At 70.0% G+C, this 23,585-nt stretch carries 21 protein-coding genes; 10 read left to right on the forward strand and 11 right to left on the reverse strand.

Annotated elements, in window-relative coordinates; translation table 11 throughout:
- Window positions 1-21: 21 nt before the first annotated feature.
- Window positions 22-771, reverse strand: a complete 750-nt coding sequence (locus OHT76_RS10460) for an MBL fold metallo-hydrolase (RefSeq protein ID WP_328870493.1) — start codon at window positions 769-771, stop codon at window positions 22-24.
- Between the two features lie 40 nt (window positions 772-811).
- Window positions 812-1,402: a TIGR03086 family metal-binding protein gene (locus OHT76_RS10465; protein WP_328870494.1), complete on the reverse strand. Its 591-nt coding sequence runs from the start codon at window positions 1,400-1,402 to the stop codon at window positions 812-814.
- A gap of 156 nt (window positions 1,403-1,558) precedes the next feature.
- Between OHT76_RS10465 and OHT76_RS10470 the strand changes: the two genes are divergently transcribed.
- A complete protein-coding gene (locus OHT76_RS10470; RefSeq protein ID WP_328870495.1) occupies window positions 1,559-2,782 on the forward strand; it encodes an MFS transporter in 1,224 nt (407 codons plus the stop codon).
- Here OHT76_RS10470 and OHT76_RS10475 read toward each other — a convergent pair.
- Window positions 2,719-3,876 (reverse strand): hypothetical protein, encoded by a 1,158-nt coding sequence (locus OHT76_RS10475; protein WP_328870496.1) that lies wholly within the window; start codon window positions 3,874-3,876, stop codon window positions 2,719-2,721. The genes OHT76_RS10470 and OHT76_RS10475 overlap by 64 nt on opposite strands.
- Entirely contained in the window at window positions 3,873-4,817 is a 945-nt protein-coding gene (locus OHT76_RS10480; RefSeq protein ID WP_328870497.1) for a 5-dehydro-4-deoxyglucarate dehydratase, read from the reverse strand. Before OHT76_RS10480 ends, OHT76_RS10475 begins: the two co-directional genes overlap by 4 nt.
- A 194-nt stretch (window positions 4,818-5,011) precedes the next feature.
- Here OHT76_RS10480 and OHT76_RS10485 point away from each other — a divergent pair, with 194 nt between their 5' ends.
- The 8 genes from OHT76_RS10485 to OHT76_RS10520 all read left to right on the forward strand — a co-directional run bounded on the left by OHT76_RS10485 (window position 5,012) and on the right by OHT76_RS10520 (window position 12,826).
- Window positions 5,012-5,821: an NAD-dependent epimerase/dehydratase family protein gene (locus tag OHT76_RS10485; RefSeq protein WP_328870498.1), complete on the forward strand. Its 810-nt coding sequence runs from the start codon at window positions 5,012-5,014 to the stop codon at window positions 5,819-5,821.
- Window positions 5,822-6,164: 343 nt separating this feature from the next.
- Window positions 6,165-6,947, forward strand: a complete 783-nt coding sequence (locus tag OHT76_RS10490) for a DeoR/GlpR family DNA-binding transcription regulator (protein ID WP_328870499.1) — start codon at window positions 6,165-6,167, stop codon at window positions 6,945-6,947.
- A 77-nt stretch (window positions 6,948-7,024) separates the two neighbouring features.
- The gene (locus OHT76_RS10495) at window positions 7,025-8,392 is read left to right on the forward strand and encodes an ABC transporter substrate-binding protein (RefSeq protein ID WP_328870500.1); all 1,368 of its coding nucleotides are present in this window, start codon (window positions 7,025-7,027) and stop codon (window positions 8,390-8,392) included.
- Window positions 8,389-9,339: a carbohydrate ABC transporter permease gene (locus OHT76_RS10500; RefSeq protein WP_443049763.1), complete on the forward strand. Its 951-nt coding sequence runs from the start codon at window positions 8,389-8,391 to the stop codon at window positions 9,337-9,339. The genes OHT76_RS10495 and OHT76_RS10500 overlap by 4 nt, the downstream gene beginning before the upstream one ends.
- Window positions 9,339-10,190, forward strand: a complete 852-nt coding sequence (locus OHT76_RS10505) for a carbohydrate ABC transporter permease (RefSeq protein WP_328870501.1) — start codon at window positions 9,339-9,341, stop codon at window positions 10,188-10,190. The genes OHT76_RS10500 and OHT76_RS10505 overlap by 1 nt, the downstream gene beginning before the upstream one ends.
- On the forward strand, window positions 10,187-11,176 hold the full coding sequence (locus tag OHT76_RS10510) for a zinc-dependent alcohol dehydrogenase family protein (RefSeq protein ID WP_328870502.1): 990 nt from the start codon (window positions 10,187-10,189) through the stop codon (window positions 11,174-11,176). Before OHT76_RS10505 ends, OHT76_RS10510 begins: the two co-directional genes overlap by 4 nt.
- Window positions 11,177-11,336: 160 nt before the next feature.
- Entirely contained in the window at window positions 11,337-11,558 is a 222-nt protein-coding gene (locus tag OHT76_RS10515) for a hypothetical protein (RefSeq protein ID WP_328870503.1), read from the forward strand.
- 65 nt (window positions 11,559-11,623) lie between these two features.
- A complete protein-coding gene (locus OHT76_RS10520; RefSeq protein WP_328876497.1) occupies window positions 11,624-12,826 on the forward strand; it encodes a TerD family protein in 1,203 nt (400 codons plus the stop codon).
- Between the two features lie 53 nt (window positions 12,827-12,879).
- On the opposite strand, the gene OHT76_RS10525 is transcribed toward OHT76_RS10520, so the two are convergent.
- The 6 genes from OHT76_RS10525 to OHT76_RS10550 form a co-directional block, all read right to left on the reverse strand.
- Window positions 12,880-14,466, reverse strand: coding sequence for a TROVE domain-containing protein (locus OHT76_RS10525; protein WP_328870504.1), 1,587 nt, complete (start codon window positions 14,464-14,466; stop codon window positions 12,880-12,882).
- A gap of 340 nt (window positions 14,467-14,806) precedes the next feature.
- Window positions 14,807-16,264 carry an alkaline phosphatase PhoX gene (locus OHT76_RS10530; protein ID WP_328870505.1) on the reverse strand — a complete coding sequence of 486 codons (1,458 nt, stop codon included), beginning with the start codon at window positions 16,262-16,264 and terminating at the stop codon, window positions 14,807-14,809.
- A 113-nt stretch (window positions 16,265-16,377) separates the two neighbouring features.
- Entirely contained in the window at window positions 16,378-16,923 is a 546-nt protein-coding gene (locus OHT76_RS10535; RefSeq protein ID WP_328870506.1) for a hypothetical protein, read from the reverse strand.
- A gap of 143 nt (window positions 16,924-17,066) precedes the next feature.
- On the reverse strand, window positions 17,067-18,395 hold the full coding sequence (locus OHT76_RS10540; protein WP_328870507.1) for an RICIN domain-containing protein: 1,329 nt from the start codon (window positions 18,393-18,395) through the stop codon (window positions 17,067-17,069).
- A gap of 115 nt (window positions 18,396-18,510) precedes the next feature.
- Window positions 18,511-19,182, reverse strand: a complete 672-nt coding sequence (locus tag OHT76_RS10545; RefSeq protein WP_328870508.1) for a Crp/Fnr family transcriptional regulator — start codon at window positions 19,180-19,182, stop codon at window positions 18,511-18,513.
- Window positions 19,183-19,266: 84 nt separating this feature from the next.
- On the reverse strand, window positions 19,267-20,688 hold the full coding sequence (locus OHT76_RS10550; protein WP_328870509.1) for a hypothetical protein: 1,422 nt from the start codon (window positions 20,686-20,688) through the stop codon (window positions 19,267-19,269).
- A gap of 320 nt (window positions 20,689-21,008) precedes the next feature.
- On the opposite strand from OHT76_RS10550, the gene OHT76_RS10555 reads away from it, so the two are divergent.
- Window positions 21,009-22,838: an endonuclease/exonuclease/phosphatase family protein gene (locus tag OHT76_RS10555; RefSeq protein WP_328870510.1), complete on the forward strand. Its 1,830-nt coding sequence runs from the start codon at window positions 21,009-21,011 to the stop codon at window positions 22,836-22,838.
- 11 nt (window positions 22,839-22,849) lie between these two features.
- On the opposite strand, the gene OHT76_RS10560 is transcribed toward OHT76_RS10555, so the two are convergent.
- Window positions 22,850-23,584: an SRPBCC domain-containing protein gene (locus OHT76_RS10560; protein ID WP_328870511.1), complete on the reverse strand. Its 735-nt coding sequence runs from the start codon at window positions 23,582-23,584 to the stop codon at window positions 22,850-22,852.
- Window position 23,585: the final 1 nt, after the last annotated feature.

The raw sequence follows: 23,585 nt of genomic DNA on the forward strand, positions 1-23,585 counted from the left end.
AAGGAAGTTGAGGTTGCCCGGTCAGAGGGTGTGGGTCTCCCCCACCCGTGCGGTGGCGGTGGGCCCGCCGAAGACTGCGGCGGCACGGGCGGTTGCCGCTTCCGGGGTGAGGGTGGGCCCGACATGCGTGACGAGCAGCCGTCCGGCGCCCTCGGCGCAGGCGCCGGCGTCCTCCGGTGTGAGATGCACGCGCTGTTCGCCTTCGCGATGCGCGTCGATGTCGGCCTCGCTCAGGAACAGGTCGGCACCGCGGGCGAGTTCGGTGAGCGCCTCGCACGGTCCGCTGTCCCCGGAGTAGGCGAGCACCCGTCCCGCGCACTCGGCGCGCAGCCCGTACGCCTCGACGTCGTGCACGACCGCGCGGGCGGCGAGCCGCAGTTCGCCGTGGCGGGCGACATGCCCGTCGGACAGGGGCCGGAAGTCGAAGACGCCGCTGAGGAATTCGGTGTCCGGCCGCCCGAAGAACCCGGCGAGACGCTGGGCGCAGTCACGCGGGGCGTACACGGGGATGGGAGCGGGCGGGGTGAGCCCTCCGTAGGCGAACGCGTAGAAGGCGGCGGTCAGATCGGCGTAGTGATCGGCATGCAGATGCGAGATCCAGATGGCGTCGAGCCGCGCCGGATCCGTGTGCCGCTGCAACTCCGCGAAGGTCCCGGTACCGGCGTCCACCCACACCTCGGCGCCCCCGCCGCGCAGCAGATAGCCGGAGCAGGGGCGGTCGGGGGCGGGGTGGGGGGAGGCGGTACCGAGGACGGTGAGCGTGATCGACATGCGGGGAGGGTAGATGCCCGCCCCACTCAGCCGCCCCTTCTTATGGCTTCTGCGACCACTCCGGATCCCGGCCGCTCAACCCCACCGCCCGGTCGAGCAGGGACGCGTCCTCCGGCACCGGGACGACCGGGCCGAAGATCTCGCCACGGCTGGGGTCGTCCTTGGAGGCGAGGAGGAAGTCGTGGCAGGCCTGGAGCGCGGTCGGGTCGGGGGTGTACGGCTGACCGGTGGCCCGGGCCAGGTCCCAGCCGTGGATGACCAGTTCGTCGATGGCGACGGCACCGGCGACCGCGCCGGGGAGGTCGAAGCCGCCCGCTCGGGTCATCCCCGTCCAGGCGGCCGGGTCCCGCCACGCCTCGGCGAGTTCGTCGAGGACCTTGGGCAGCTCCTCGCGCCAGCCGGGGCCGATGTCCGGGACGAGCTCTCCGGGGTTGGTGTCGGTCGTGGGGCCCAGTAGCTTGCGCCCGGCGTCACGGAAGGCGACGGACAGCTGCAGCACATGGCCCAGCATGTGGCGTACGGCCAGCTCCGGACAGGGTGTGGGGTCTGTCAGCTGTTCGTCGCTCACGCCCTCGGCGAGACGGGCCAGGACTTGGGTCTGCGGGCCGAGGTCGATCATCGGATCCGTCATTGACTGCTCCTCATGGTTCCGGATTGGTTCCCGGGGTGCTCCTGAAGGGTGGACCATCCGCATCCCGAAAACTCATCGCCGCCACGGATTCCGGCCACCTTCCTAAGGCACCTGCCCGATCCCGCCCCCACGTCCTTAGACCCACGATGTCCAGGCATGACGACCCCCTGGCCCCTACTCCGCGACCGCACCTCCCTGCTCTGCCTCACGGGTGTGGTGATCTCCGGCTTCGGCACCTCGGCGCTCTGGCTGGTGTCGGGCGTATGGGTGAAGGACCTCACCGGCTCGGACCGGCTCGCCGCGCTCTGCATGCTCGCCATGTCGGCGCCCACCCTCGCGGGCCCACTGCTCGGCACCCTCGCCGACCGCGTCCGCCGCGCACCCCTGCTGATCGCCACGAACCTGCTGCTCGCCGTCCTCCTGCTCACCCTCTTCGCCGTGGACTCCCGGGACGGCCTGTGGCTGCTCTTCACCGTCCTTTTCGTGTACGGCGCCGCAGGCGTCGTCCATGACGCGGCGGAGTCCGCCCTCGTCGTCTCCGCCGTCCCCGGGCCCCTGCTGGGCGACTTCAACGGACTGCGCATGACGGCGGGCGAGGGCATGAAGATCCTCGCCCCACCCGCCGGTGCCGCGCTCTACGCGCTGTACGGCGGCCCGAGCGTCGCCATGGTCGACGCGGTCACCTTCGTCGCCGCCGCTTGTCTGTACGCCTGCCTGCGTGTCAAGGAGCAGAGGCCCGAACCGTCCACCGGCGACTGGCGCGCTCGGACCGCTGAAGGCGCCCGTCATGTGTGGTCGCACCCCAGCATGCGACGGCTGATCATGGCCGGCGGCACCACCATGCTGTGCGCCGGTGTCAATGGAGCCTTGATCTACCCGGTCGTCGAAGGCCTCGGCCACTCCCCCGCGTACGCCGGTGTGCTCTACGCCGTCCAGGGCGCTGGATCGGTGGTCGTGGGCCTGCTCTCCGGCCCCGCCCTCCGCCGCCTCGGCGCCCACCGCTTCGCCGCGTACGGCATCGCCCTGCTCGGCGTCGCCGTGTCCCTGCGCGCCGTCCCCTCCGACCCGGTGGCGCTGGCGTGCAGCGCGGCGATCGGCGCGGGTCTGCCCGCCGTACTGATCGCCGCGCTGACCCATGTCCAGCACCAGACTCCGGGCCCGCTGCTGGGCCGGGTCACCGCCACCGCCAACACGCTCGTGTTCACCCCGAACGTGATCGGCCTCGCCGCGGGCGCGGCACTGGTCGAACCGGTCGATCACCGGCTGCTGCTGGCCGTCCTCGGGCTCGCGCTGCTCGCGACCGCCGCGCCCCTCCTTCAGCCGCGGGCCAGCGCTGCCCGCACCGACTCCAGGTCCCCGTCGGACGCCAACCCCGCGTGATACAGCCGCAGTTCCGTGGCCCCGAGCTCACGCGCGCGTGTCACGTCCGCCGCCAGCGTGCCCGGACTTCCGCCCATCCCGGAGACCACGGTGAAGTTGGCGGCGAGCACCCCGCGCCCCTGCTCCGCGAACGGCGCCAGTGCCCCGGGGCCGCCCGTGCAGGGCACGACCACACCATCGGCGACCGACAGTATGTGCGCGGGATCCACACCGGCGTTGGCCCCGCAGTGATACGCCACCGGGTCTGCATGCAGCAGCACCTGGAAGCCGTCCGGCGCCGCGGCACGGACCGCTGCGACGGCCGCTTCCTGGAGCGTACGGGCGGTCTCGTCGCGCCACGCGCGTGTGGCGGCCGCGTTGGCCTCCCCGAGCAGCTTCTCGACGTCCGGCCACCCCTCGTCGGCGGCCACGCCCTGCCACAGCGGCTCCAGCGCGGCCCGTACGACCGCCGCCAGCTCATCGGCGTCCAGGCCCTGTGCGCCGTACCCCTGACGGCAGGCCGGGCAGAAGCAGAGGGACATCAGGTACTGCCCGGCCTCCCCGAGGCCGACCCCGCCGGTCTTGTCGTGGGCGTGCAGATGGGCCAGTCCGTACCAGCCGAGGGACTCCAGCTCGGTGCCGCGCGCCCCCGGCCGTACCGCCGCCTCGGCGGCCAGGTCGATCAGGTACGCGCGGGTGGCGGGCTGGGCGATGCACGGGGCCCACGGGTAGCGGTCGCCGTAGGCGTTGACGACGGAGGTGCTCGGGTGTTCGGCGCCGAGGCGGGAGTTGTGGGCGAGGACGACCCAGGTGTGCACGTCCAGGCCCGCGTCGGCGAGCGCGGCCGCCGCCTCGCCGTAGGCGTCGCCGGGCGCCCAGTCACCGGCCGCGTAGGGGCGCAGCTCCCGGCCCTCCCAGCGCGCGTCCGTCGGGTACAGCACGGCCGCGTGTTCGGCGGTGACGATGCGGTGGCGGGGGTGGCGGGGGGTCAACGCGCGCGTGGAGTGGTAGGCGGAGGCCAGCGTCACCTGCCGTACCCCGAGGGCGGGGATCCGCCCGGCCGCCTCCGGGTCGCCGACGACGTCCCAGGGGTAGACGAATGCCGACGCCTTCACTTGCCGTCCTCCTCCAGCAGCGCGTACCCACGCTCGATCAGCAGCGCGAGCTGCTTGACATGATCCTCGCTCGGTTCGTGCAGCGGCGGCCGGACCTCCCCCACGTCCAGCCCGCGCAGCCGGACGCCCGCCTTGACGAGCGCGACGGCGTAACCGCGGCCCTGGGCGCGCAGTTCGACGAACGGCCGGTAGAAGCCGTCCAGGAGGCGGCGGACGGTGGCGTCGTTGCCCTGGCGCAGCGCCTGGTGGAAGCTGAGGGCGATCTCGGGGGCGAAGCAGAACACGGCCGACGAGTAGAGCGTGATGCCGAGGGCGCGGTAGGCGAGCTGGGTCAGCTCGGCGGTCGGCAGTCCGTTGAAGTAGAGGAATTCGCCGGGGACTTCGGTGCGCACCGTGCTGACGATCCGCTGCATGAGGTCCAGATCGCCAAGACCGTCCTTGAACCCGATGATCCCGTCCGTGCGGGCCAGTTCGACGACCGTCTGCGGGGTGAACACGGCGTTGTCGCGCTGATAGACGATCACAGGCAGCGCGGTGGCCGCGGCCACCTCCCGGTAGTGCCGCAGCAGCCCCTCCTGCGCGGCTTGCACGAGATACGGCGGCATGGCGAGCAGCCCGTCGGCGCCGGCCGCCTCGGCGAGCCGCGCGTACCGCACGGCGAGCGCGGTGCCGTATCCGGCGCCCGCGACGACCGGCACCCGGCCCGCCGTCTCCTCCACGGCCGCCCGTACGCACTCCTGGTACTCCTCGGGCGTCAGCGCGTGGAACTCGCCGGTACCGCAGCAGGCGAAGACGGCTGCGGCCCCTGCCGCCACGCCGCGGCGCACATGCTCGCGGTAGACGTCGAGGTCGACGGCGCCGTCGGCGTCGTAGGCGGTGACGGGGAAGAACAGCGGCCCGCTGGGGATGCCGAGTCGAGCGGCGAGGTCGGCTGGCGTCACAGGCTCTCCCTAGAACGGGGTGCGGTCACAAGTGTACTGACAGCTGTGCAGGTTTCTGATCGAAGTTTATGTTTATGAACACTCGGTCCGCCACCCTTGACGGGGCAGGGCGATGATCCATAGCTTGTCCACGAATGTGAATACCGTGCAGTCACCCAGCCGTCTATCGGCCGTCCACTCAAGGAGACCCGAGGATGCCCGCGCCCCGCACCGTTCTGCTCACCGGCGCCGCCGGCGGCCTCGGCACCCTGATGCGGGACCTGCTGCCCGAGTACGGCTACACGCTGCGCCTGCTCGATCTGCGCCCCATCGAGGGCGAGCCGGACGCGATCGTCGCGGACCTCGCCGACAAGGAGGCGCTGCGCGCGGCCGTCCGGGGCGTCGACGCGATCATCCACCTCGCGGGCATCTCCCTGGAAGCCCCCTTCGAGAAGATCCTCAAGGCGAACATCGAGGGCACCTACAACCTGTACGAGGCCGCACGCGAGGAGGGCGTCGCGCGCATCGTCTTCGCCTCCTCCAACCACGCGGTCGGCTTCACCCCCAGCCCTCGGGGCGACGACCCCCTGATCCCGATCGACACCCCGCGCCGCCCGGACACCTTCTACGGCCTGTCCAAGTCCTTCGGCGAGGATCTCGCCCAGTTCTACTGGGACAAGTACGGCCTGGAGACCGTCTCGGTCCGTATCGGCTCCTGCTTCCCGGAGCCCACCAGCGTCCGCATGCTGTCGGTCTGGATGAGCCCCGCCGACGGCGCCCGCCTCTTCCACGCGGCCCTGACCGCCGAGGAGGTCGGCCACAAGGTCGTCTACGGCTCCTCCGCCAACACCCGCCTGTGGTGGGACCTCACCACGGCCCGCTCCCTCGGCTATGCCCCCCAGGACGACTCCGAGCCCTACGCCGAGAAGCTGATCGCACAGCAGGGCGAGCTGGACCCCACGAACGAGGCCCACACCCACCTGGGCGGCCACTTCGTGAACGACCCTCCGATCTGGCCGTACTGATCCGGCCGTACTGACACGGCTGGACTGATGCGGCCGGGCACGGCGGAAAACAAGCGTTCGCGGGAGCGGGCGGGCACCGAACGGGCCCGCCCGCTCCCGCATTCGGGCATCAGCGCTGCCCGCTCTCACCCCCTGGTACAAGCCTGCGCAGGTCCGAGGCGGTCACGCACAGCCCTGAACGGGCATAAACGGGCAGCATCGGATCGGCAACAGGCCTGTTCAGCTCCGCACCGCCGCTGTAGAACTTCCCCCATGGGCCCCACCGGGCCCGAACGGGCAGCTCCGGCTTGATCCCCCGCAGACGATCAAGCCACGCACCACAGCACGGAAGCGGGTGTCGACGATGACGACGGCGAAGGCAGCGAGAACCGCCGAGGAACGCCAGCGCGAGATCGTGCAGGCCGCGCGTTCCACCGGCTCGGTCGACGTCACCGCGCTCGCCGTCGAGCTGGGCGTGGCCAAGGAGACCGTGCGCCGGGACCTGCGCGTCCTGGAGGAGCACGGCCTGCTCCGCCGTACCCATGGCGGTGCCTACCCCGTGGAGAGCGCCGGTTTCGAGACGACGCTCGCCTTCCGCGCCACCAGCCATGTCCCCGAGAAGCGCCGGATCGCGGAAGCCGCGGCCGAGCTGCTCGGGGACGCCGAGACCGTCTTCGTGGACGAGGGCTTCACCCCCCAGCTCATCGCCGAGGCACTCCCCCGGGACCGGCCGCTGACCGTGGTCACCGCGTCCCTGCCGGTCGCGGGCACGCTCGCCGAGGCCGAAGCCATCTCGGTACTGCTGCTCGGCGGCCGGGTCCGCTCCGGCACGCTGGCCACCGTCGACCACTGGACGACGAAGATGCTCGCCGGCTTCGTCATCGACCTCGCCTTCATCGGCGCCAACGGCATCTCCCGCGAACACGGCCTCACCACCCCCGACCCGGCCGTCAGCGAGGTCAAGGCGCAGGCGGTCCGATCCGCGCGGCGCACGGTGTTCGCGGGCGTCCACACCAAGTTCGGGGCCGTCAGCTTCTGCCGCTTCGCGGAGGTCGGCGCCCTGGAGGCGATCGTCACCAGCACACTGCTCCCCGCGGCCGAGGCCCACCGCTACTCCCTCCTCGGTCCGCAGGTCATCCGCGTCTGACCCCCAACCGTTCCTCTCTTCAGGGCGCCGCACACCCACAACAGTCCCCTTTATCCGCATAAATCCAGGAGCACTTCATGCGAACCCAGAGCCGACGGGCGCCACGCGGTCTCATAGCCGCGGCCGCCGTAGGGACGCTGATCACCTCGCTCGCCGCCTGCTCGGGCGCCGGCGGATCCGGATCCACCGGTGGTGACTCCATCAACGTCCTGATGGTGAACAACCCGCAGATGGTGGAGCTCCAGAAGCTCACCGCCGACAACTTCACCAAGGACACCGGCATCAAGGTGAACTTCACCGTCCTGCCGGAGAACGACGTCCGCGACAAGATCAGCCAGGACTTCGCCAACCAGGCGGGCCAGTACGACGTCGCCACCCTCAGCAACTACGAGATCCCGATCTACGCCAAGAACGGCTGGCTCCACTCCCTGGACTCCTACGTCAAGGGCGACACCGCCTTCGACCAGGACGACATCCTCCCGCCGATGACCCAGGCGCTCACCGCGGAGGACGGCAAGCTCTACGGCGAGCCCTTCTACGGCGAGTCCTCCTTCCTGATGTACCGCAAGGACGTCCTGGAGAAGGCGGGCCTGACCATGCCGGCCAAGCCCACCTGGACGCAGGTCGCCGACATCGCCACCAAGGTGGACGGCGCCGAGTCCGGCATGAAGGGCATCTGTCTGCGCGGCCTGCCCGGCTGGGGCGAGGTGATGGCCCCGCTCACCACGGTCGTCAACACCTTCGGCGGCACCTGGTTCAACCAGGACTGGCAGGCACAACTGGACTCCAAGGAGTTCAAGGAGGCCACCCAGTTCTATGTCGACCTGGTCCGCGAGCACGGCGAGGCCGGCGCCGCGCAGTCCGGCTACGCCGAGTGCCTGAACAACATGACCCAGGGCAAGACGGCCATGTGGTACGACGCCACGGCCGGCGCCGGCTCACTGGAGGCGAGCGGCTCCCCGGTCAAGGGCAAGATCGGCTACGTCCCGGCCCCGGTCGAGAAGACCGAGAGCTCCGGCTGGCTCTACACCTGGGCCTGGGGCATCCAGAAGTCGTCCGACAACGCCGAGAACGCCTGGAAGTTCATCTCCTGGGCCTCCGGCAAGGACTACGAGAAGCTCGTCGGCGAGACGAACGGCTGGGCCAACGTGCCCGCCGGCAAGCGGGCTTCGACCTACGACATCCCCGAGTACCGCAAGGAAGCGGCCGCCTTCGCCGATGTCACCCGGGACGCCATCGCGAACGCCAAGCCCGAGGACCCGGGCGTGCAGCCCCGGCCCGCGCCCGGCATCCAGTTCGTCGGCATCCCCGAGTTCACCGACCTGGGCACCAAGGTCTCCCAGGAGATCAGCTCCGCCATCGCGGGCCGCCAGTCCGTGGACAGCGCGCTCAAGAAGTCCCAGGAACTCGCCGAGGCCGTAGGGAAGAAGTACGAGGGATCATGAGTGTGACCACTCCCCCCACCCGGGTCGCCGCCGCCCCCGTGCGGCCGGCGGCGACCCGGCCGCCGAACCGGATGCGCGCCTGGGCCACCCGGGCGCCCCTGCTGCCCGCGCTGGTCTTCATGATCCTCGTGACGCAGCTGCCCTTCGTGGCCACCCTGGTGATCTCGTTCTTCGACTGGAACGCGCTCTACCCGGACGACCGCCACTTCGCCGGCTTCGCCAACTACTCGGAGGTGCTGAGCACACCCGAACTGCGCGAGTCGGTGTGGACGACGGTTGTGCTGACCGCCACGGTCGTACTCGTCAGCCTGGTGCTCGGCATGGCGCTGGCGCTGCTGCTCGACCGGAAGTTCCGCGGCCGGGCCGTCGTCCGCACCATGCTCATCGCCCCCTTCCTGCTGGTACCGGTCGCCGCCGCGCTGCTGTGGAAGCACGTGCTGTTCAACCCGGAGTACGGCCTCTTCAACGGCATCCTGCACTGGATCGGCGGGGACGGGGCGGCCCAGCCGGACTGGATCTCCGAGATGCCGCTGATGGCGGTCGAGGCCTCGCTGATCTGGCAGTGGACGCCGTTCATGACGCTGATCCTGCTGGCCGGACTGCAGAGCCGTGACCCGCAGTTGCTGGAGGCGGCCCGGATGGACGGCGCGAGCGCCTGGCAGGAATTCGTCCACATCACGCTGCCGCACATGCGCCGCTACATCGAACTGAGCGTGCTGCTCGGCTCGATCTACATCGTGCAGAACTTCGACGCGGTGTACACCATCACCTCCGGCGGCCTGGGCACCGCGAACCTGCCGTACACCATCTACCAGACCTTCTACCAGGCACACGAGAACGGCCTCGCCTCGGCGGCCGGCGTCATCGTCGTCATCGGCTCGCTCATCCTCGCGACCTTCGCCCTGCGCGTGGTGTCGTCCCTGTTCCGTGCGGAGGTGTCCCGCTGATGACGACGATCACTTCCACCGCACCGCGCCGCCGGCTCCAGGGAGCAGCCCTGGGCATGGCAGCCTGGCTGGCCGGCATCGTTTTCGTGCTGCCCATCCTCTGGATGGTCCTGACGTCCTTCCACTCCGAGGCGGACGCGGCGACCAACCCGCCCTCCGTCGCCGCCTCGCTCACCCTGGACAGCTACCGCGCGTTCTTCGGCGTGGACGGCGGCGCAAGCCCCTGGCCCGCGCTGATCAACTCGATGACGGCCTCGGTCGTCTCCACCCTGCTGACCCTGGTCCTGGCACTACCGGCCGCATACGCCCTCTCCATTCGGCCGGTGAAAAAGTGGACAGACGTCATGTTCTTCTTCCTGTCCACCAAGATGCTGCCGCTGGTGGCGGGTCTGCTGCCGATCTACCTGTTCGCGAAGAACACCGGTCTGCTCGACAACATCTGGGCCCTGGTCATCCTCTACACCGCCATGAACCTGCCGATCGCGGTGTGGATGATGCAGTCCTTCCTCTCCGAGGTACCGGCCGCGATCATCGAGGCGGCGCAGATCGACGGCGCGAAACTGCCGACGATCCTGTGGCGCGTGGTGGCCCCCATCGCCCTGCCCGGCATCGCGGCCACGTCCCTGATCTGCTTCATCTTCAGCTGGAACGAGCTGCTGTTCGCGAGGGTGCTGACGGGTGTGGTCGCCGAAACAGCACCCGTCTTCCTGACCGGATTCATCACCAGCCAGGGCCTGTTCCTGGCGAAGGTGTGCGCCGCCTCGCTCGTCATCTCCCTGCCGGTGCTCGCCGCGGGGTTCGCCGCCCAGGACAAGCTGGTCCAGGGCCTGTCGTTGGGAGCCGTGAAATGAAGGCCGCCGTCATCGAGTCCGTGGGCAAGGCCGTCGTCGCCGAGGTCCCGGACCCGACGCCAGGACCGCGCGATGTCGTGGTCGAGGTCGCGGCGTGCGGCCTGTGCGGAACGGATCTGCACATCCTGCAAGGAGAGTTCGCCCCACAGCTGCCGATCGTGCCGGGGCACGAGTTCGCGGGCGAGGTGGTCGGGGTCGGCACCCGGGTCACGGAACTGTCGGTGGGCGACAGGGTGGCGGTCGACCCGTCGTTGTACTGCTACGAGTGCCGGTACTGCCGTACGGGCCACAACAACATGTGCGAACGCTGGGCCGCGATCGGCGTGACGACGGCGGGAGGCGCGGCGCGCTACGCCGTAGCCCCCGTGGCGAACTGCGTAAAACTGCCGGACCACATCCGCACCCAGGACGCGGCCCTGATCGAGCCTCTGTCGTGCGCGGTACGAGGCTACGACGTGCTGAACTCCCGCCTCGGCGCGCACGTTCTGATCTACGGCTCGGGAACGATGGGCCTGATGATGCTGGAGCTGGCGAAGCGGACGGGGGCGGCGAGCGTGGACGTGGTCGACGTGAACGCGGCCCGCCTGGAGACGGCGCGGCAGCTGGGCGTCTCCTCGACCGCGGCGAACGCGGACGAGCTGGAACGCCCGCAGGGCTGGGACGTGGTGGTGGACGCGACGGGCAACGCGGCGGCGATCCAGGACGGCCTGGACCGAGTGGCAAAGGCGGGCACCTTCCTCCAGTTCGGAGTGGCGGACTACGCGACCCGCGTGACGATCGACCCGTACCGCATCTACAACCAAGAGATCACCATCACCGGTTCCATGGCAGTCCTGCACAGCTTCGAACGAGCAGCAGAACTCTTCGCGAACGGCGTCCTGGACCCGGAGATCTTCATCAGCGACCGCATCCCCCTGGACCGGTACCCGGAGGCACTGGACCAGTTCGCGGCGGGGGTGGGCCGAAAGATAGTGGTGATCCCGTAGGGGCCTCGTCCTCAAACGCCGGAGGGGCTGAAAATCAGCCCCTCCGGCGTTTGAGGAGCGGGGGTCCAGGGGGCAGAGCCCCCTGGGATGGGACGGGTAGGGGCGGCGGGGGCGAAAAAATCCTTCGGCCCCGCGGCGCAGCCGGTCGTACGATCCCGCCATGCCCAGACCCCAAGGCTTCACCTACGCCACCCACCCCGACGGCACCGTCCGCATCACCCACGCAGGCCACCCCGCCACCACCCTCCGCGGCCCCCGAGCCCAACAGTTCCTGGACGAGGTCAAGACCACCGACCCCCAGCTCGTCATGGCCCGCTGGACCGGAAACTACAAGCGCGGCAATGAGCGAACCGCCCGCAACCACCCCCGCAACCGCCATTGACCCGATCGGTCCCCTGGTAAGGGAACGGTAAAGCGACCTCGGTCGTTCAATGGGGCATGACAGCTATGACCCCCGGCTCGAACATCCCACTCCCCGTCGCCCGCGTGACGGTGGACGTCACCGCCCCGGTGCGGCTAGACGTATCGGGCCTGCTGCTCACCGCCGACGGCAAGGTGCGCTCGGACGACGACTTCATCTTCTACAACCAGCCCACAGGGCCGGGCGTGACCTACCGCTCCGGCGGCGGCACGGCCCCGGACGCGATCACGGTCGACACCGCCGCCGTCCCCCCGGGCATTGAGAAGATCGTCGTCACCGCCAGCCCGGACGCCCCCGGCCAGACCTTCCAGGGCGTCGAACCGACGGCGACCATCCGCAGCGCCGACGACAACAACGTCCTGGCCACCTTCACCCCGCCCCAGCTCGGCACCGAGACCGCACTGGTCATCGTGGAGATCTACCTCCGCAACGGCGCCTGGAAGGCCCGAGCGGTAGGCCAGGGCTACGCCAACGGCCTGGCGGGCATCGCCACGGACTTCGGCGTAACGGTCGAGGAACCGACCCCCGCTCCGGCCGCCGCCCCCGTTGCCCCGCCCCAGCCCACCATGCAGCCCCCGGTCACCCCGCCCGCCCCGCAGATGGCCACGCCCCCGCCCCCGGCGGCACCCCCCGCCCCGGCACCGGGCGCGGGAAAGATCAACCTCGACAAGGGCCGCGTCAGCCTCCAGAAGAACCAGACCGTCTCGCTCATCAAGGGCGGCCGCCCCCTGCTCTCCCAGGTCAAGATGGGCCTCGGCTGGGAGCCGGCGTACCGCGGCAAGGACATCGACCTGGACGCCTCGGTCATCGCCTACGGCCCGCAGCGCAACCACATCGACAGCTGCTACTTCGGCAAGCTCCAGATCGTGAACGGCGCGATCCGCCACTCCGGCGACAACCTCACCGGCGAGGGCGGGGGCGACGACGAGGTCATCACCGTCGACCTCGGCCGCCTTCCCCAGGACGTCACCGGCCTGGTCTTCACCGTGAACTCCTTCTCCGGTCAGAAGTTCACGGAGGTCGCGAAGGCCTACTGCCGCCTCCTCGACGGCACCACCGGTGAGGAACTGGTCCGCTTCGACCTGACCTCCGCCGAACCCCAGACCGGCGTGATGATGGCCAAGCTGATCAAGCAGTTCTCCGGCGAGTGGGAGATGACGGCCATGGGCGACTTCGTCAAGTCCCGCACGGTCCGCGGAATGGTGAAGCCCGCGGCCCAGTCGCTGTAAGCGACCCCCGACAGCTCCGGGACGCCCCCGATCCAGGGGGCGCCCGGCGCCGTTCAGGATTCAAGCCATGGCCAATCGCCGGCGATCCCCCGCTCCAGCAGCGGCACCATCCGGAACGCCGCATCCGACAGACCGCCGAACGTATGCCGGTTCCCCTCCCCCGACGGGCCGTGGCCCGCGCGGTAGCCGGCGAGGTTCCAGGTGTAGACCGGGATGTCGGCCGGGACCTGCTCGGTCGGGCCGCCGTGGCGGTTGTGCGCGTACTGCTCGTCCGTGACGATCAGCATCCGGTCGTGCTTGCGGTAGTGCCGGCGCACCGCGTCCGTGGTGTCGGTGCCGCCCAGATCGCCGAAGCGCTCCAGCACCTTCAGCACCGACTCCCCCTTGCGGTACTTCACACGGTTGCTCGTCGTACCGAACTCGACGAGATCCGCGTCCGCCGCCCGCAGCGCGAGCGCCGTGCCGAAGATCGCCGCGGCGTCCGCCCGGTTGAGCTCCGAACGGTCCGACAGACGCGAGTAGAACATCGACCCCGAGCGGTCGACGAGCACCAGTGTCCGGCCCGGCAGCGCGGGCACGTTGGCCAGCGAGTGGCCGAGCGCCTGCTCCAGCGGGTACGACCAGCGCAGCGACGGCGCATGCTGGTACGCGGCGAGGTACCGGAACGGGAACTGCCGCGACCGTACGACCTCCGCCGGATCGCTGATCCGGGCGGCCACCTGCGCGGCGACCTCGTCCGAGACCCCGGCCTCGTCGAAGTTCCGCAGGTTCCGGACCAACGCCATCACACCCATGGACGAGATCACGGCCTCCCAGGCCGCCTTGTCCATCGGCCCCTGGAGCCAGCCCGCCAGCGCCTCCCACGTCATCCCGGCCGCCGCGAGCCGCTCGGCACCGCCGTCCGACGTCACGACCGCACGCCGCTCCTCGACGGGCAGCGCCATCAGCTCGCGGTGGGCGACGAGGGTCCGGTTCGACGCGGGCGGCACGGCGGTGTCCGGGTTGTGCCGCCGGTCGAGGGCGTACTGGAACAGCTCGCCCTGCCACGCCTTCGCCGGGTCCGGCGCCGCGTGCACGAGGTTGAGAATGTCGCCGAAGCGGTAGCCCTTGGACGCGGTGTCGTACTTCAGCAGGGACTTGCCGCTGTAGAGACGTCGTACGGCGTCGGCGACGCCCCGCTTGACGGGCTTGGGGACGTTACGGCCGTACCGCGCGGTCCAGTACGCGAGCAGCTCGCCGGGCTCGTCGGGCCGCTGGAGCACCGAGTCCACGACCCGCCGGTTCGACGGACCGTCGCTCGCGCCCGCCTCCAGGCGCGCCTTCACATACTCGGCGGCGCCCACGACGGCGGCCGTACGGAGGTTGCCCTCGCCGCGCAGCCAGCCGAGCAGTCCGGCGGTCCACTCCGGGTCGGTGACGGCGAGCTCGCGCACCAGGGTCTGGTACCGGTCGTCGCGGTCGGCGCCGGACTCGTAGAAGGTCTGCTGCGAGACGAAGTTGGAGACCGACAGAAGGAAGAGCTCGGAGCGCGTGTCTCGCTCGCGGCCCCGGCCGCCCTCGTAGGTGCGCAGGACTCGGCCGGTCGAGGTGACCCGGGAGGTCGGCTGTGCCTTTGCGGTACGGATGTTGAAGCGGGACATGCTGAATTCCCCCCGAATTCATAGCGGTTTCGGAGGGAGGCACAGCAAAAGGTGGATGCCCGAGATCAGAAGTCGGCGACGGACTTGTCAGATGCTCTACCCAATTGAGCTACACCGACCCGAAGTCGATGACGGGATTCGAACCCGCAACCCTCTGATCCCATAGAAGTAACCGTTGCCTGCGCACCGGGCACCCACCATGAGCTGCGCCTCCCGAGATCAAGTCGACTGCGGCGTGGATTCTTTGAAAGAGAAGTAGCCGCTGTCATCGCACCGGGAGGTGCGCTTGCGTTCTGATCTCACTGTAGGAGGCGCAGCTTCGGGTGGGCGAGTGAATTAATTACCGCCCCTGACGCTTCCACGGCCCCGTGATCGCGAGCATGATGCCCGGGTCCTGGATGTTGGCGTACAGGGTGCGGCCGTCAGGAGAGAAAGTGACGCCGGTGAACTCGCTGTATTCGGGCTCCTCTTCGGTGCCGATGTTGAGTTCGTTGCGGGCGATGGGGTACGTGCGGCCGCGGTCGGTGGCGCCGAAGAGGTGCTGGATGCCCTCGCCGTCCTCGGCGATGATCAGGCCGCCGTAGGGGGAGACGGTGATGTTGTCCGGGCCGTCGAAGGCGCCAACCGCCGAAGGATCAGACGGGTCGGCGTTCACGCCGAGGAGGACCTTCAGGGTGAGGGTGCGGCGCTTGGGGTCGTAGAACCAGACCTGGCCGTCGTGCGGCTTGCCGGGGCTCTCGGCGCGGGCGTAGGAGGAGACGATGTATGCGCCGCCGTCGCCCCACCACATGCCCTCCAGCTTGCGGCAGCGGGTGATCTGGCCGGTGGTGAACTGCTTGCGCACGGAGGTGGTCTTCGCGTCCCGGTCGGGGACGTCGATCCAGTCCACGCCGTACACCGTGCCGATCTTGGTGGCGCGGGAGAGGTCGTCGACGAACTGGCCGCCGGAGTCGAAGCACTTGAAGGCCTGGAGCTTGCCCGCGTTGTCGGCGAGGGTGCGGAACTTGGCGCGGCCGTGGCGGTAGCCCTCGGGCGGGGTCCAGCGGTACAGCAGACCGTTGGGGTTGGAGGCGTCCTCGGTCAGATAGGCGTGGCCCCGCTTGGGGTCGATGACGACGGCCTCGTGGGCGTAGCGGCCGAGCGCCTTGATGGGCTTGGGGTTCTTGTTGGCGCGCCGGTCGATGGGGTCGACCTCGAAGACGTAGCCGTGGTCCTTGGTCATGCCCTTGGAGCCGGCCTTGTCCTCGGTCTCCTCGCAGGTGAGCCAGGTGTCCCAAGGGGTGCTGCCGCCCGCGCAGTTGGTGGAGGTGCCGGCGATGCCGACCCACTCGGCGACCTTGCCGCCGGGGCGCACCTCGACGACCGTGCAGCCGCCGGCGGCGGCCGGGTCGTAGACGAGGCCCTCGGCGAGCGGGACCGGGTGGTCCGCGTCGGTGATGGGGCCGCCGATCTCGTGGTTGTTGACCAGCAGGGTGGTGCCGCGCGGGCCGGCGAAGGTCGCGGTGCCGTCGTGGTTGGACGGCGTGGTCTCGCCCGACTCCAGCTTGGTCTTGCCGGTGTGGGTGATGACGCGGTACGTGAATCCGGCAGGCAGTGCGAGGAGACCGTCGGGGTCGGGGAGCAGCGGCCCGTACCCGAGGCCGAGGTGCGCGTGCACCGGGTCCGCCCCCTCGGTCACGGTCTCGGTGGAGGCGAGGGCGTTCGGAGCGGTGGCGAGGGCGCCGACGCTGCCCGCCAGCGCAACCCCGGCTCCGGTGATCGCGGAAGTTCTGGCGAAGTCCCTGCGGGTGAGCGACATGCTGTCTCCTGTGACGGTGGGTGTGCCGTGGAGGGTGGCGGACCTCGGTCGGCGCCACCGTCCCGCCCGCGTCTGAACGGCAGTTGAACACCGGGCGGCCGCGGGCCCATGACTTACCTGCCTAACACCGCCACCGCCACCCCGCAGCACAGCATCAGGCCGGTCCACGGCATCGCCCTCAGCAGATGGCGGTTCTTGGCGTGCGCGATGACGCCCAACAGGCGTGCCATGTCCCAGAGTTGGGCGCAGAGCTCGCGTGGGTCGGCGGCCGGTGAGATGTCCAGGCCCATGAAGCCGAACGGGCTCGGCGGCAGTGGAACGTGCAGCCGGGGCCGGATGGCCCGCGCCAGGTGGTAGCCGGAGACCAGGAAGGTGACCGCGAACAGGGCCAGGGCGGCGTCGGTGACCGTTCCGTGCCGGTCCCGGCCGCCGTTGCCGAGGGTGGTCACGACCGCGACCACGCCCCCGGTATGCACCACGAGCATGCTGTTGATCTTCGCGTCGGCCTCCTGGACGTATCCCTGGAAGGCCGACAGCGCCCCGAGCCCCGCGGCCACGGCGATCTCCATCGCCCGCCCGCCCCCGTACTCCGACATCGACGCCCCCTGCCCCGACTTCCGTGCCACCAGGGTGCGGCGGCCGCTCACGGGAGGGGGCATCGCCCGTCAGGTGACGGGGTGGCTCCGGGGCGCGGAGGTAGAGGTGGACGCGCGTTCGGGGGCGGACGTCATACGGCCCTCCGCTACGGACGTCAGCCGGCCGCCCCCACTACGGACGTCGGCCGGCCGCCCCACTGCGGACCTCAGCCCGCCGTCCACTCCTGCATCCGGTCCCCCGGTCGGCAGGCCTCCATCACGGGCGCGCCGCCCTCGCCGTCGGCGGTGAGGCAGTCGTCCGGCCGGGCCCCGTTGTGGAGCCGGAAGGAGCCCTCGCCGCCGGGCACAGGTGCGGCCCACCAGTCCTGGGCGGGGACATCGGCGTACCCGTCGAGATATACCTCGCCGCTGCCGGTGTCGAGGGTCAGCGCGCGGTCGTCCCCGGTCGTCAGCCGCTGGCGTCCGCCGCCCACGGGGCTCCACCGCCAGGTCCGCCCGGCGCCGTCCGGGTCGGCCACGAGCCGGACCCCCGTCCCGTCGGCGGCGAGGACTCCGCCGTAGCCCACGTTGCCGACGGCACCGCGCCCGTCCTCGACGGACAGGGAGGGCCGCCCGGCCTCCGAGCGCGAGGTCGACGGCCCCGGGCGTTCGTCGGGCCAGGGGTACGCCGTCTCCGCCGCCCAGACCGAGGCGTCGACCGTCCCTGCCCCGCCGTAGGGCCAGCTGAACGGCAGCGTCCCGAGCAGGGTCGCCGCCGCCAGGGCCGCTACGGCCGGTGCCGCCAGGGAGGCCAGCACGAGCTTCGGCGTCCACTTGAACGCCTGCGAGATCTTGCGGATCTGGGGGACGACGGTTCTGTCGATACGGCGCCGCAGCCGGGCGAACATCGACAGGTCGACCGTCTTGCGCACCTCTTCCGCGGTACGGCCGGGCGCGGTGAGGAAGGCCGTCCGCTGCTTCTTGTGCTTGTCGAGGACCTGCACGGGATGGAAGCTCGCCGGGTCGACGTCGGCCGCCCAGCCGCCACGAACGGTCTGCTCGTAGACGTACTGGCTGACGACGACCACCAGCTGCTGGTCCTCGTAGTCCTCCTGGAGCAGCTTCGCCTGACGGCAGTCGACCAGCCTCTTGGCCTCGACGGCTCCCTCACCCGCGGTGCCGAGCGCGCTGGTCACGGCGAGGCCGGTGACGACCGACAGGCGGACCTGCAGCAGCTTGTGCTCCCAGTCGACGTTCTGCTTGGCGAGCGTCTCCTGGAACGCGGCGACGAACTTGGACACCACCAGGCCCATCCGGCCGCTCGGCCACCAGACGAGGAACCCGTCCCCGTCGTCCTGGAAGCCGCGGAACTCCCTGCCCAACGCCTCGGGCGCCTGTGCGAGCGCCCCCACGTACGCCCGGTACAGCGCCGCTTGCGCCTTGTGCATGTCGGGGCCTTTGAGTGAGCTGTAGTCGCCCAGATCCGCTCGGACGAATACCGCTTCGAAGACTTCATCGTCCGGCTCGTCATCGGACCCGGAAGGGTAGTCAGGCAAAGTACTGGTGCTCCTGAACAGGGAGGCGGTGCCCACGACTTGAAAACAGCAGGTAACTACCACAGCCGAACGAGCAGTCGCCACCCGACCCAGGCGCACTGACCCTACCGGCAGTTCACTCCCGCTCGGCCACCGCCCGAAGCCCCGTCAGATCCGTGACGATGACGCGCCGGTGGTGAGCGTCCACGAGATCACGCAGCTCCCTCAGCGCGCGGTACGCCGTGCTCTCCGAGACTCCGATCAGCTCGCCCCACTCCATGTGCTTGAGGTCCATCGGAAGGATTACCTCGCGACCCCGCACCGACTGCCCGAAGTCATCGGCCATCTCCACCAGAACACGGGCAAGCCGGACGGTAGGACTGCGTCGATGAAAGTCAACGCGCCGCCGAGTGGCTGCCACCAGCTTCCGGCTGACGGACTCCTGCAACCGCAGCAGCACCTCGGGATGTTCCGCCTTGACGGCCTCGAAGTCCCCCCACCCGAGCCGAAGCGCGGTAACGGGCTCACTCCCACAGGCAATGACGGAAGCACTACGGGGAGCCCCACTCATCCCGGCGAGCTCCCCGACGAGATCCCCGGACATACGTACGGCAACAAGGGTCCAACCCCCGTCGGCAAGGGAAGCGGTGACCTTGACGTAGGAGGAGAGCAACACAAAGACATCGGACCCGACGTCACCTTCGGAGATCAGCAGTGAGCCCCGCGGAAAGGAGACAAACTCCCCTCGCAGAGCAAGCGCCCCCCGAGCAGCGCTCCCCAACCCCCCGAGGAAACTAGAGGCGCGCACCCCAACTCCCTAAGGGGCGCGGGGAACTGCGCGACCAGCCACACACAACCCGCAGCCGCCAACGCACCCCCACACCCCACCCCCTCAGGCCTGCGACCGAGCCTTGAACGCCGCCTTCCGCGCTTCCTTCGCGATCCGCTTGTCCGGATGCAACCGCCCCATCGCCTCCAACACCTCCGCGGTAGCGGGATGCTCCACCCGCCAAACAGCCGCGAAGAACCCACTGTGCTGCTCGGCAAGCCCGGACACCAGAGCCCGAAGCTCCTCGGAATTCCCTTCGGCCGCCAGCTGCGCAGCAACCGTGTCGATGGTCAGCCAGTACACCATCGCCTCGGACGGCGCCGGCACCTCCGCAGCCCCCCGCTCGGTCAGCCAGACACGAGCCAGCCCACCCAGCTCGGGATCGTCCAGCACCTCCCGCAACGCGGGCTCCGCCTCATCCCCCACCAGCGAAAGGGCCTGCTGACACCGCAACCGCCGCAACGGAGCCCCGGCATCAGAACCCCGAGCCGCAGCCAGCAACTCCCGCGCCGCAGGCAGCGCCTGACGTCGAGTCAGCCACTGCTCCGTCTCCGCCTGCGCAGCACCCGGCGGAAAGACGGCCGTACCGTCGAGCAGCGCATCGGCCCCCTTGTCCGCGAGCTCCCCGACGGCCGGCGCCGTGAACCCCGCCTCCAACAGCCGCGCACGCAAGCCGTACAGCCCGAGCGGGGTCAGCCGCACCATGCCGTAGCGAGCGACGTCCGTCTCGTCGACCGGCGCGGACGGCTCCTCTTCGGCGTCCGCCATCAGCGCCTCGTCGACCGGCTGGTACTCCACGAGCCCGGCCGGCTCCAGCATCCGGAACTGGTCGTCGAGACGCATCATCGCGTCGGAGACCTGCTCCAGTACGTCGTTGGTCGGCTCGCCCATGTCGCTGGGCACGATCATCGACGCGGCGAGGGCCGGCAGCGGCACCGGAGCCTCCCCTGGCCCCTCCTCGCCGACCGTCAGCAGATACAGATTCCCGAGCACCCCGTCGAGGAACTCCGCCTCGGCCTCGGGGTCCCAGTCCAGCTGGGAGAGGTCGATCGCGCCACCGTCGCCCATGGCGTCGACCAGGTCGTCGAGGTCCGGCACCCCCGCGTCCGCGAGCACCGTCTCCAGCGCCGCCTGCCACACCGCGAGCACATCGTGCGGCGAGCCACTGGTGAGCAGCGCCAGGTCCTCGCCCGCCGCGACGGTGCCTTCCTCCTCGTCGACGATCTCGACGAGCCCGGCGTCGACCGCGACTCGCCAGGCCTCACTGGCGTAAGCGGCAGCCTCGTCCCCGGTCAGTCCGAGGACCTCGGCGGCGGCGGGGAGCTGTTCTTCTACGAGTCCGCCGCCGGCGTCGACGCGGGTGTCGGGGCCGGCCCAGCGGGCGAGTCGGGCCGCCCGGGAGAGCAGGGGCGTGGACAGCGCGTCCCGCGCCAGCTCCGCTTCGGGATGCAGGCGCACCGGCGGCAGGGGGGAGCTGTCTGACATCGGCTGGTTCTCCTAGTAGGACGCGTCGTACCACTCAGCCGCTCAGCCTAGACGGATTTGGGCCCATGCCGCCCGGTTCATCTACCCGTTGACCCGTGTACATGGCCGAAACCTTGACAAGTGGCCTGACCAGGCAGGAGATTACGCGCGTAGAAATTCATAGGACATCTGTTCACCGAAGTGGATATCCATTCACCGGAGCCGGACACCTGTGCACCGAATCTCTACGCGCGTCGCGCCGCCCCACCGGTCGCCGCGGCTCCCACATTCCACGCTCCACCCTCGTCCCGGCGCCCACGCACGTCCCCGGAGGGATCCCGTTGCCGAGCAAGTCGTCAGCGCGTATTGCCGCGCTCACCGTCGCCGCTGTCTGTTCTGCGGCGTCCACCATCGTCCTCACGTCTCCCGCGCACGCCGACTCGGTGCGCATCCATGACATCCAGGGCAGCACCCGCATATCCCCGTACGCCGGAAAGCAGGTCACGGACGTGACCGGCATCGTCACCGGTATCCGGACCTACGGCTCGTCCCGCGGCTTCTGGATCCAGGACCCGGACGCGGACGCCGACCCGGCCACCAGTGAGGGCATCTTCGTCTTCACCAGCTCCACGCCCAAGGGTGTGGCCGTCGGCGACCTGGTGACGGTCTCCGGCACGGTCTCGGAGTACGTGCCCGGCGGCACCTCCTCCGGCAACCAGGCGCTGACCGAGATCACCAAGCCGACGACCACCGTGGTCTCCAGCGGCAACGCCGTCCCGGCCGCGACCGTCATCGATGCCAAGTCGGTGCCGAGCGCCTACGCCCCGGCGGGCGACAGCGCCGCGAGCAACTCGATCAACGGCCTGCCCCTCCAGCCGTCGACGCACGCCCTGGACCTGTACGAGTCCCTGGAGGGCATGAACGTCCAGGTCTCCGACGCCCGGGTGGTCGGCGCCACCGACCCGTACACCGAGCTGTGGGTCACGGTGAAGCCGTGGGAGAACCGCAACCGCCGCGGTGGCACGGTGTACGGCTCCTACGAGTCCCAGAACACCGGCCGCATCCAGATCCAGTCGCTCGGCGCGGTCGCCGACTTCCCGAAGGCGAACGTCGGTGACACCCTCACCGGCACCACCGCGGGCCCGCTGGACTACAACCAGTTCGGTGGTTACACCCTGATCGCCACCCAGCTCGGCACTCTGGAGAGCGCCGAGCTGGAGCGGGAGACCACCGAGAAGCAGAAGCGGGGCGAGCTGGCGGTCGCGACGTACAACGTCGAGAACCTCGACCCGTCCGACGCCACCTTCGAGGAGCACGCCTCCGCGATCGTGAACAACCTCCAGTCGCCCGACATCGTGTCCCTGGAGGAGATCCAGGACAACAACGGCGCCAAGAACGACGGTACGGTCGCCGCCGACCAGACGATGCAGAAGCTGATCGACGCGATCGTCGCCGCGGGCGGCCCGACGTACGACTGGCGCTCCATCGACCCGGCCGACAAGACCGACGGCGGTGAGCCGGGCGGCAACATCCGCCAGGCGTTCCTCTTCAACCCGGAGCGGGTCTCCTTCACGGACCGCGCGGGCGGCGACGCCACCACGGCCGTCGGGGTCACCGAGGAGCGGGGCAAGGCCGCGCTGACGGTCTCCCCGGGCCGTATCGACCCGGCGAACACGGCGTTCGCCAACAGCCGCAAGCCGCTGGTCGGCGAGTTCGTCTTCCGGGGCCGCACGGTCTTCGTGATCGCCAACCACTTCAACTCCAAGGGCGGCGACCTGGGTCTGACCTCGCAGTACCAGCCGGTGCCGCGCAGCTCGGAGACCCAGCGGCACCAGCAGGCGACCCTGGTGAACGCCTTCGTCAAGGACATCCTCGACACCCAGAAGAACGCGGACGTCGTCACGCTCGGCGACATCAACGACTTCGAGTTCTCCGAGACCACCAAGATCCTGGAGAGCGACGGCGCCCTGTGGTCGGCCGTCAAGTCGCTGCCGCGCAGCGAGCGTTACTCGTACGTCTACCAGGGCAACAGCCAGGTCCTGGACCAGATCCTGGTCAGCCCGTCGATCCGGCGCGGCTGTGACTTCGAGTACGACAGCGTGCACGTCAACGCGGAGTTCAACGACCAGATCAGCGACCACGACCCGCAGGTCCTGCGCTTCAAGCCGTAACTCCCGTTCGGTCAGGGCTGGTTGAACACCTTGTTCAGCCAGCCCTGCCATTCGGTCTCGCACTCCTCGATCTCGGCGCCCGGGGTGAAGTCGTGCAGGGAGATGCCGACCGGGTAGCCCCAGTGGTTGCGCCCGAAGATCCGGGTGAGGCCCCGGTCGGTGCGCAGCCCGATGAAGTACGGGTTGCGGAAGTCGACCACGGCGTCGAACTCGTCGGGCCCGTGGACCCTCACCTGTGTACCGGCGGCCACGTCCGGGCCGACCCCGAGCGCCCGCCCTACGGCTTCGAGGGCGTCGGCGGCCTTGGAGGCCTCGGGTCCGTCGAAGGTGGCGAAGGCGGCCGGGCGGGGCGCGAAGTGGGTGAGGTACTCGCGCAGGGTGTGCAGATAGAAGTCGGTGTGCTTGGCGGCGCCGTCGTACTGGTTGTCCCAGTCGTCGACGAAGATCCCGCTGTGCACGTACCGCACCCAGGCCCGCTTGCCGTCGTCCCGCGGCTCGATGGTGTAGTCGAGCTGGTTGGCGGTCTGCTCGGAGATGCCCTCGACGTCCTCGACGCGGTTGGAGTAGCGGTAGGGCGGATCCCAGGCAGTGACCGTGGACCCGAACGGCCCCTTGCCGCCGACCCGGGGCTCCGGCGGCTCCATGGGCCACAGATACCCTCCGGTTCCGGCGGTGACGGCCTCGAAGACCTCCTCCGGAGTGGCGTCGACCTCGAACTCGCGGGCGATCTCGAATTCCTTGGGCATG

Origin of the sequence: Streptomyces sp. NBC_00287, assembly GCF_036173105.1 — a bacterium.
Taxonomy (GTDB): Bacteria; Actinomycetota; Actinomycetes; order Streptomycetales; family Streptomycetaceae; genus Streptomyces.

Coding starts and splice junctions, on each gene's coding strand:
- OHT76_RS10460 (WP_328870493.1), bottom strand. CDS start 771: ATGTCGATCACGCTCACCGTCCTCGGTACCGCCTCCCCCCACCCCGCC.
- OHT76_RS10465 (WP_328870494.1), bottom strand. CDS start 1,402: ATGACGGATCCGATGATCGACCTCGGCCCGCAGACCCAAGTCCTGGCC.
- OHT76_RS10470 (WP_328870495.1), top strand. CDS start 1,559: ATGACGACCCCCTGGCCCCTACTCCGCGACCGCACCTCCCTGCTCTGC.
- OHT76_RS10485 (WP_328870498.1), top strand. CDS start 5,012: ATGCCCGCGCCCCGCACCGTTCTGCTCACCGGCGCCGCCGGCGGCCTC.
- OHT76_RS10490 (WP_328870499.1), top strand. CDS start 6,165: ATGACGACGGCGAAGGCAGCGAGAACCGCCGAGGAACGCCAGCGCGAG.
- OHT76_RS10495 (WP_328870500.1), top strand. CDS start 7,025: ATGCGAACCCAGAGCCGACGGGCGCCACGCGGTCTCATAGCCGCGGCC.
- OHT76_RS10500 (WP_443049763.1), top strand. CDS start 8,389: ATGAGTGTGACCACTCCCCCCACCCGGGTCGCCGCCGCCCCCGTGCGG.
- OHT76_RS10505 (WP_328870501.1), top strand. CDS start 9,339: ATGACGACGATCACTTCCACCGCACCGCGCCGCCGGCTCCAGGGAGCA.
- OHT76_RS10510 (WP_328870502.1), top strand. CDS start 10,187: ATGAAGGCCGCCGTCATCGAGTCCGTGGGCAAGGCCGTCGTCGCCGAG.
- OHT76_RS10515 (WP_328870503.1), top strand. CDS start 11,337: ATGCCCAGACCCCAAGGCTTCACCTACGCCACCCACCCCGACGGCACC.
- OHT76_RS10520 (WP_328876497.1), top strand. CDS start 11,624: ATGACCCCCGGCTCGAACATCCCACTCCCCGTCGCCCGCGTGACGGTG.
- OHT76_RS10525 (WP_328870504.1), bottom strand. CDS start 14,466: ATGTCCCGCTTCAACATCCGTACCGCAAAGGCACAGCCGACCTCCCGG.
- OHT76_RS10530 (WP_328870505.1), bottom strand. CDS start 16,264: ATGTCGCTCACCCGCAGGGACTTCGCCAGAACTTCCGCGATCACCGGA.
- OHT76_RS10535 (WP_328870506.1), bottom strand. CDS start 16,923: ATGCCCCCTCCCGTGAGCGGCCGCCGCACCCTGGTGGCACGGAAGTCG.
- OHT76_RS10550 (WP_328870509.1), bottom strand. CDS start 20,688: ATGTCAGACAGCTCCCCCCTGCCGCCGGTGCGCCTGCATCCCGAAGCG.
- OHT76_RS10560 (WP_328870511.1), bottom strand. CDS start 23,584: ATGCCCAAGGAATTCGAGATCGCCCGCGAGTTCGAGGTCGACGCCACT.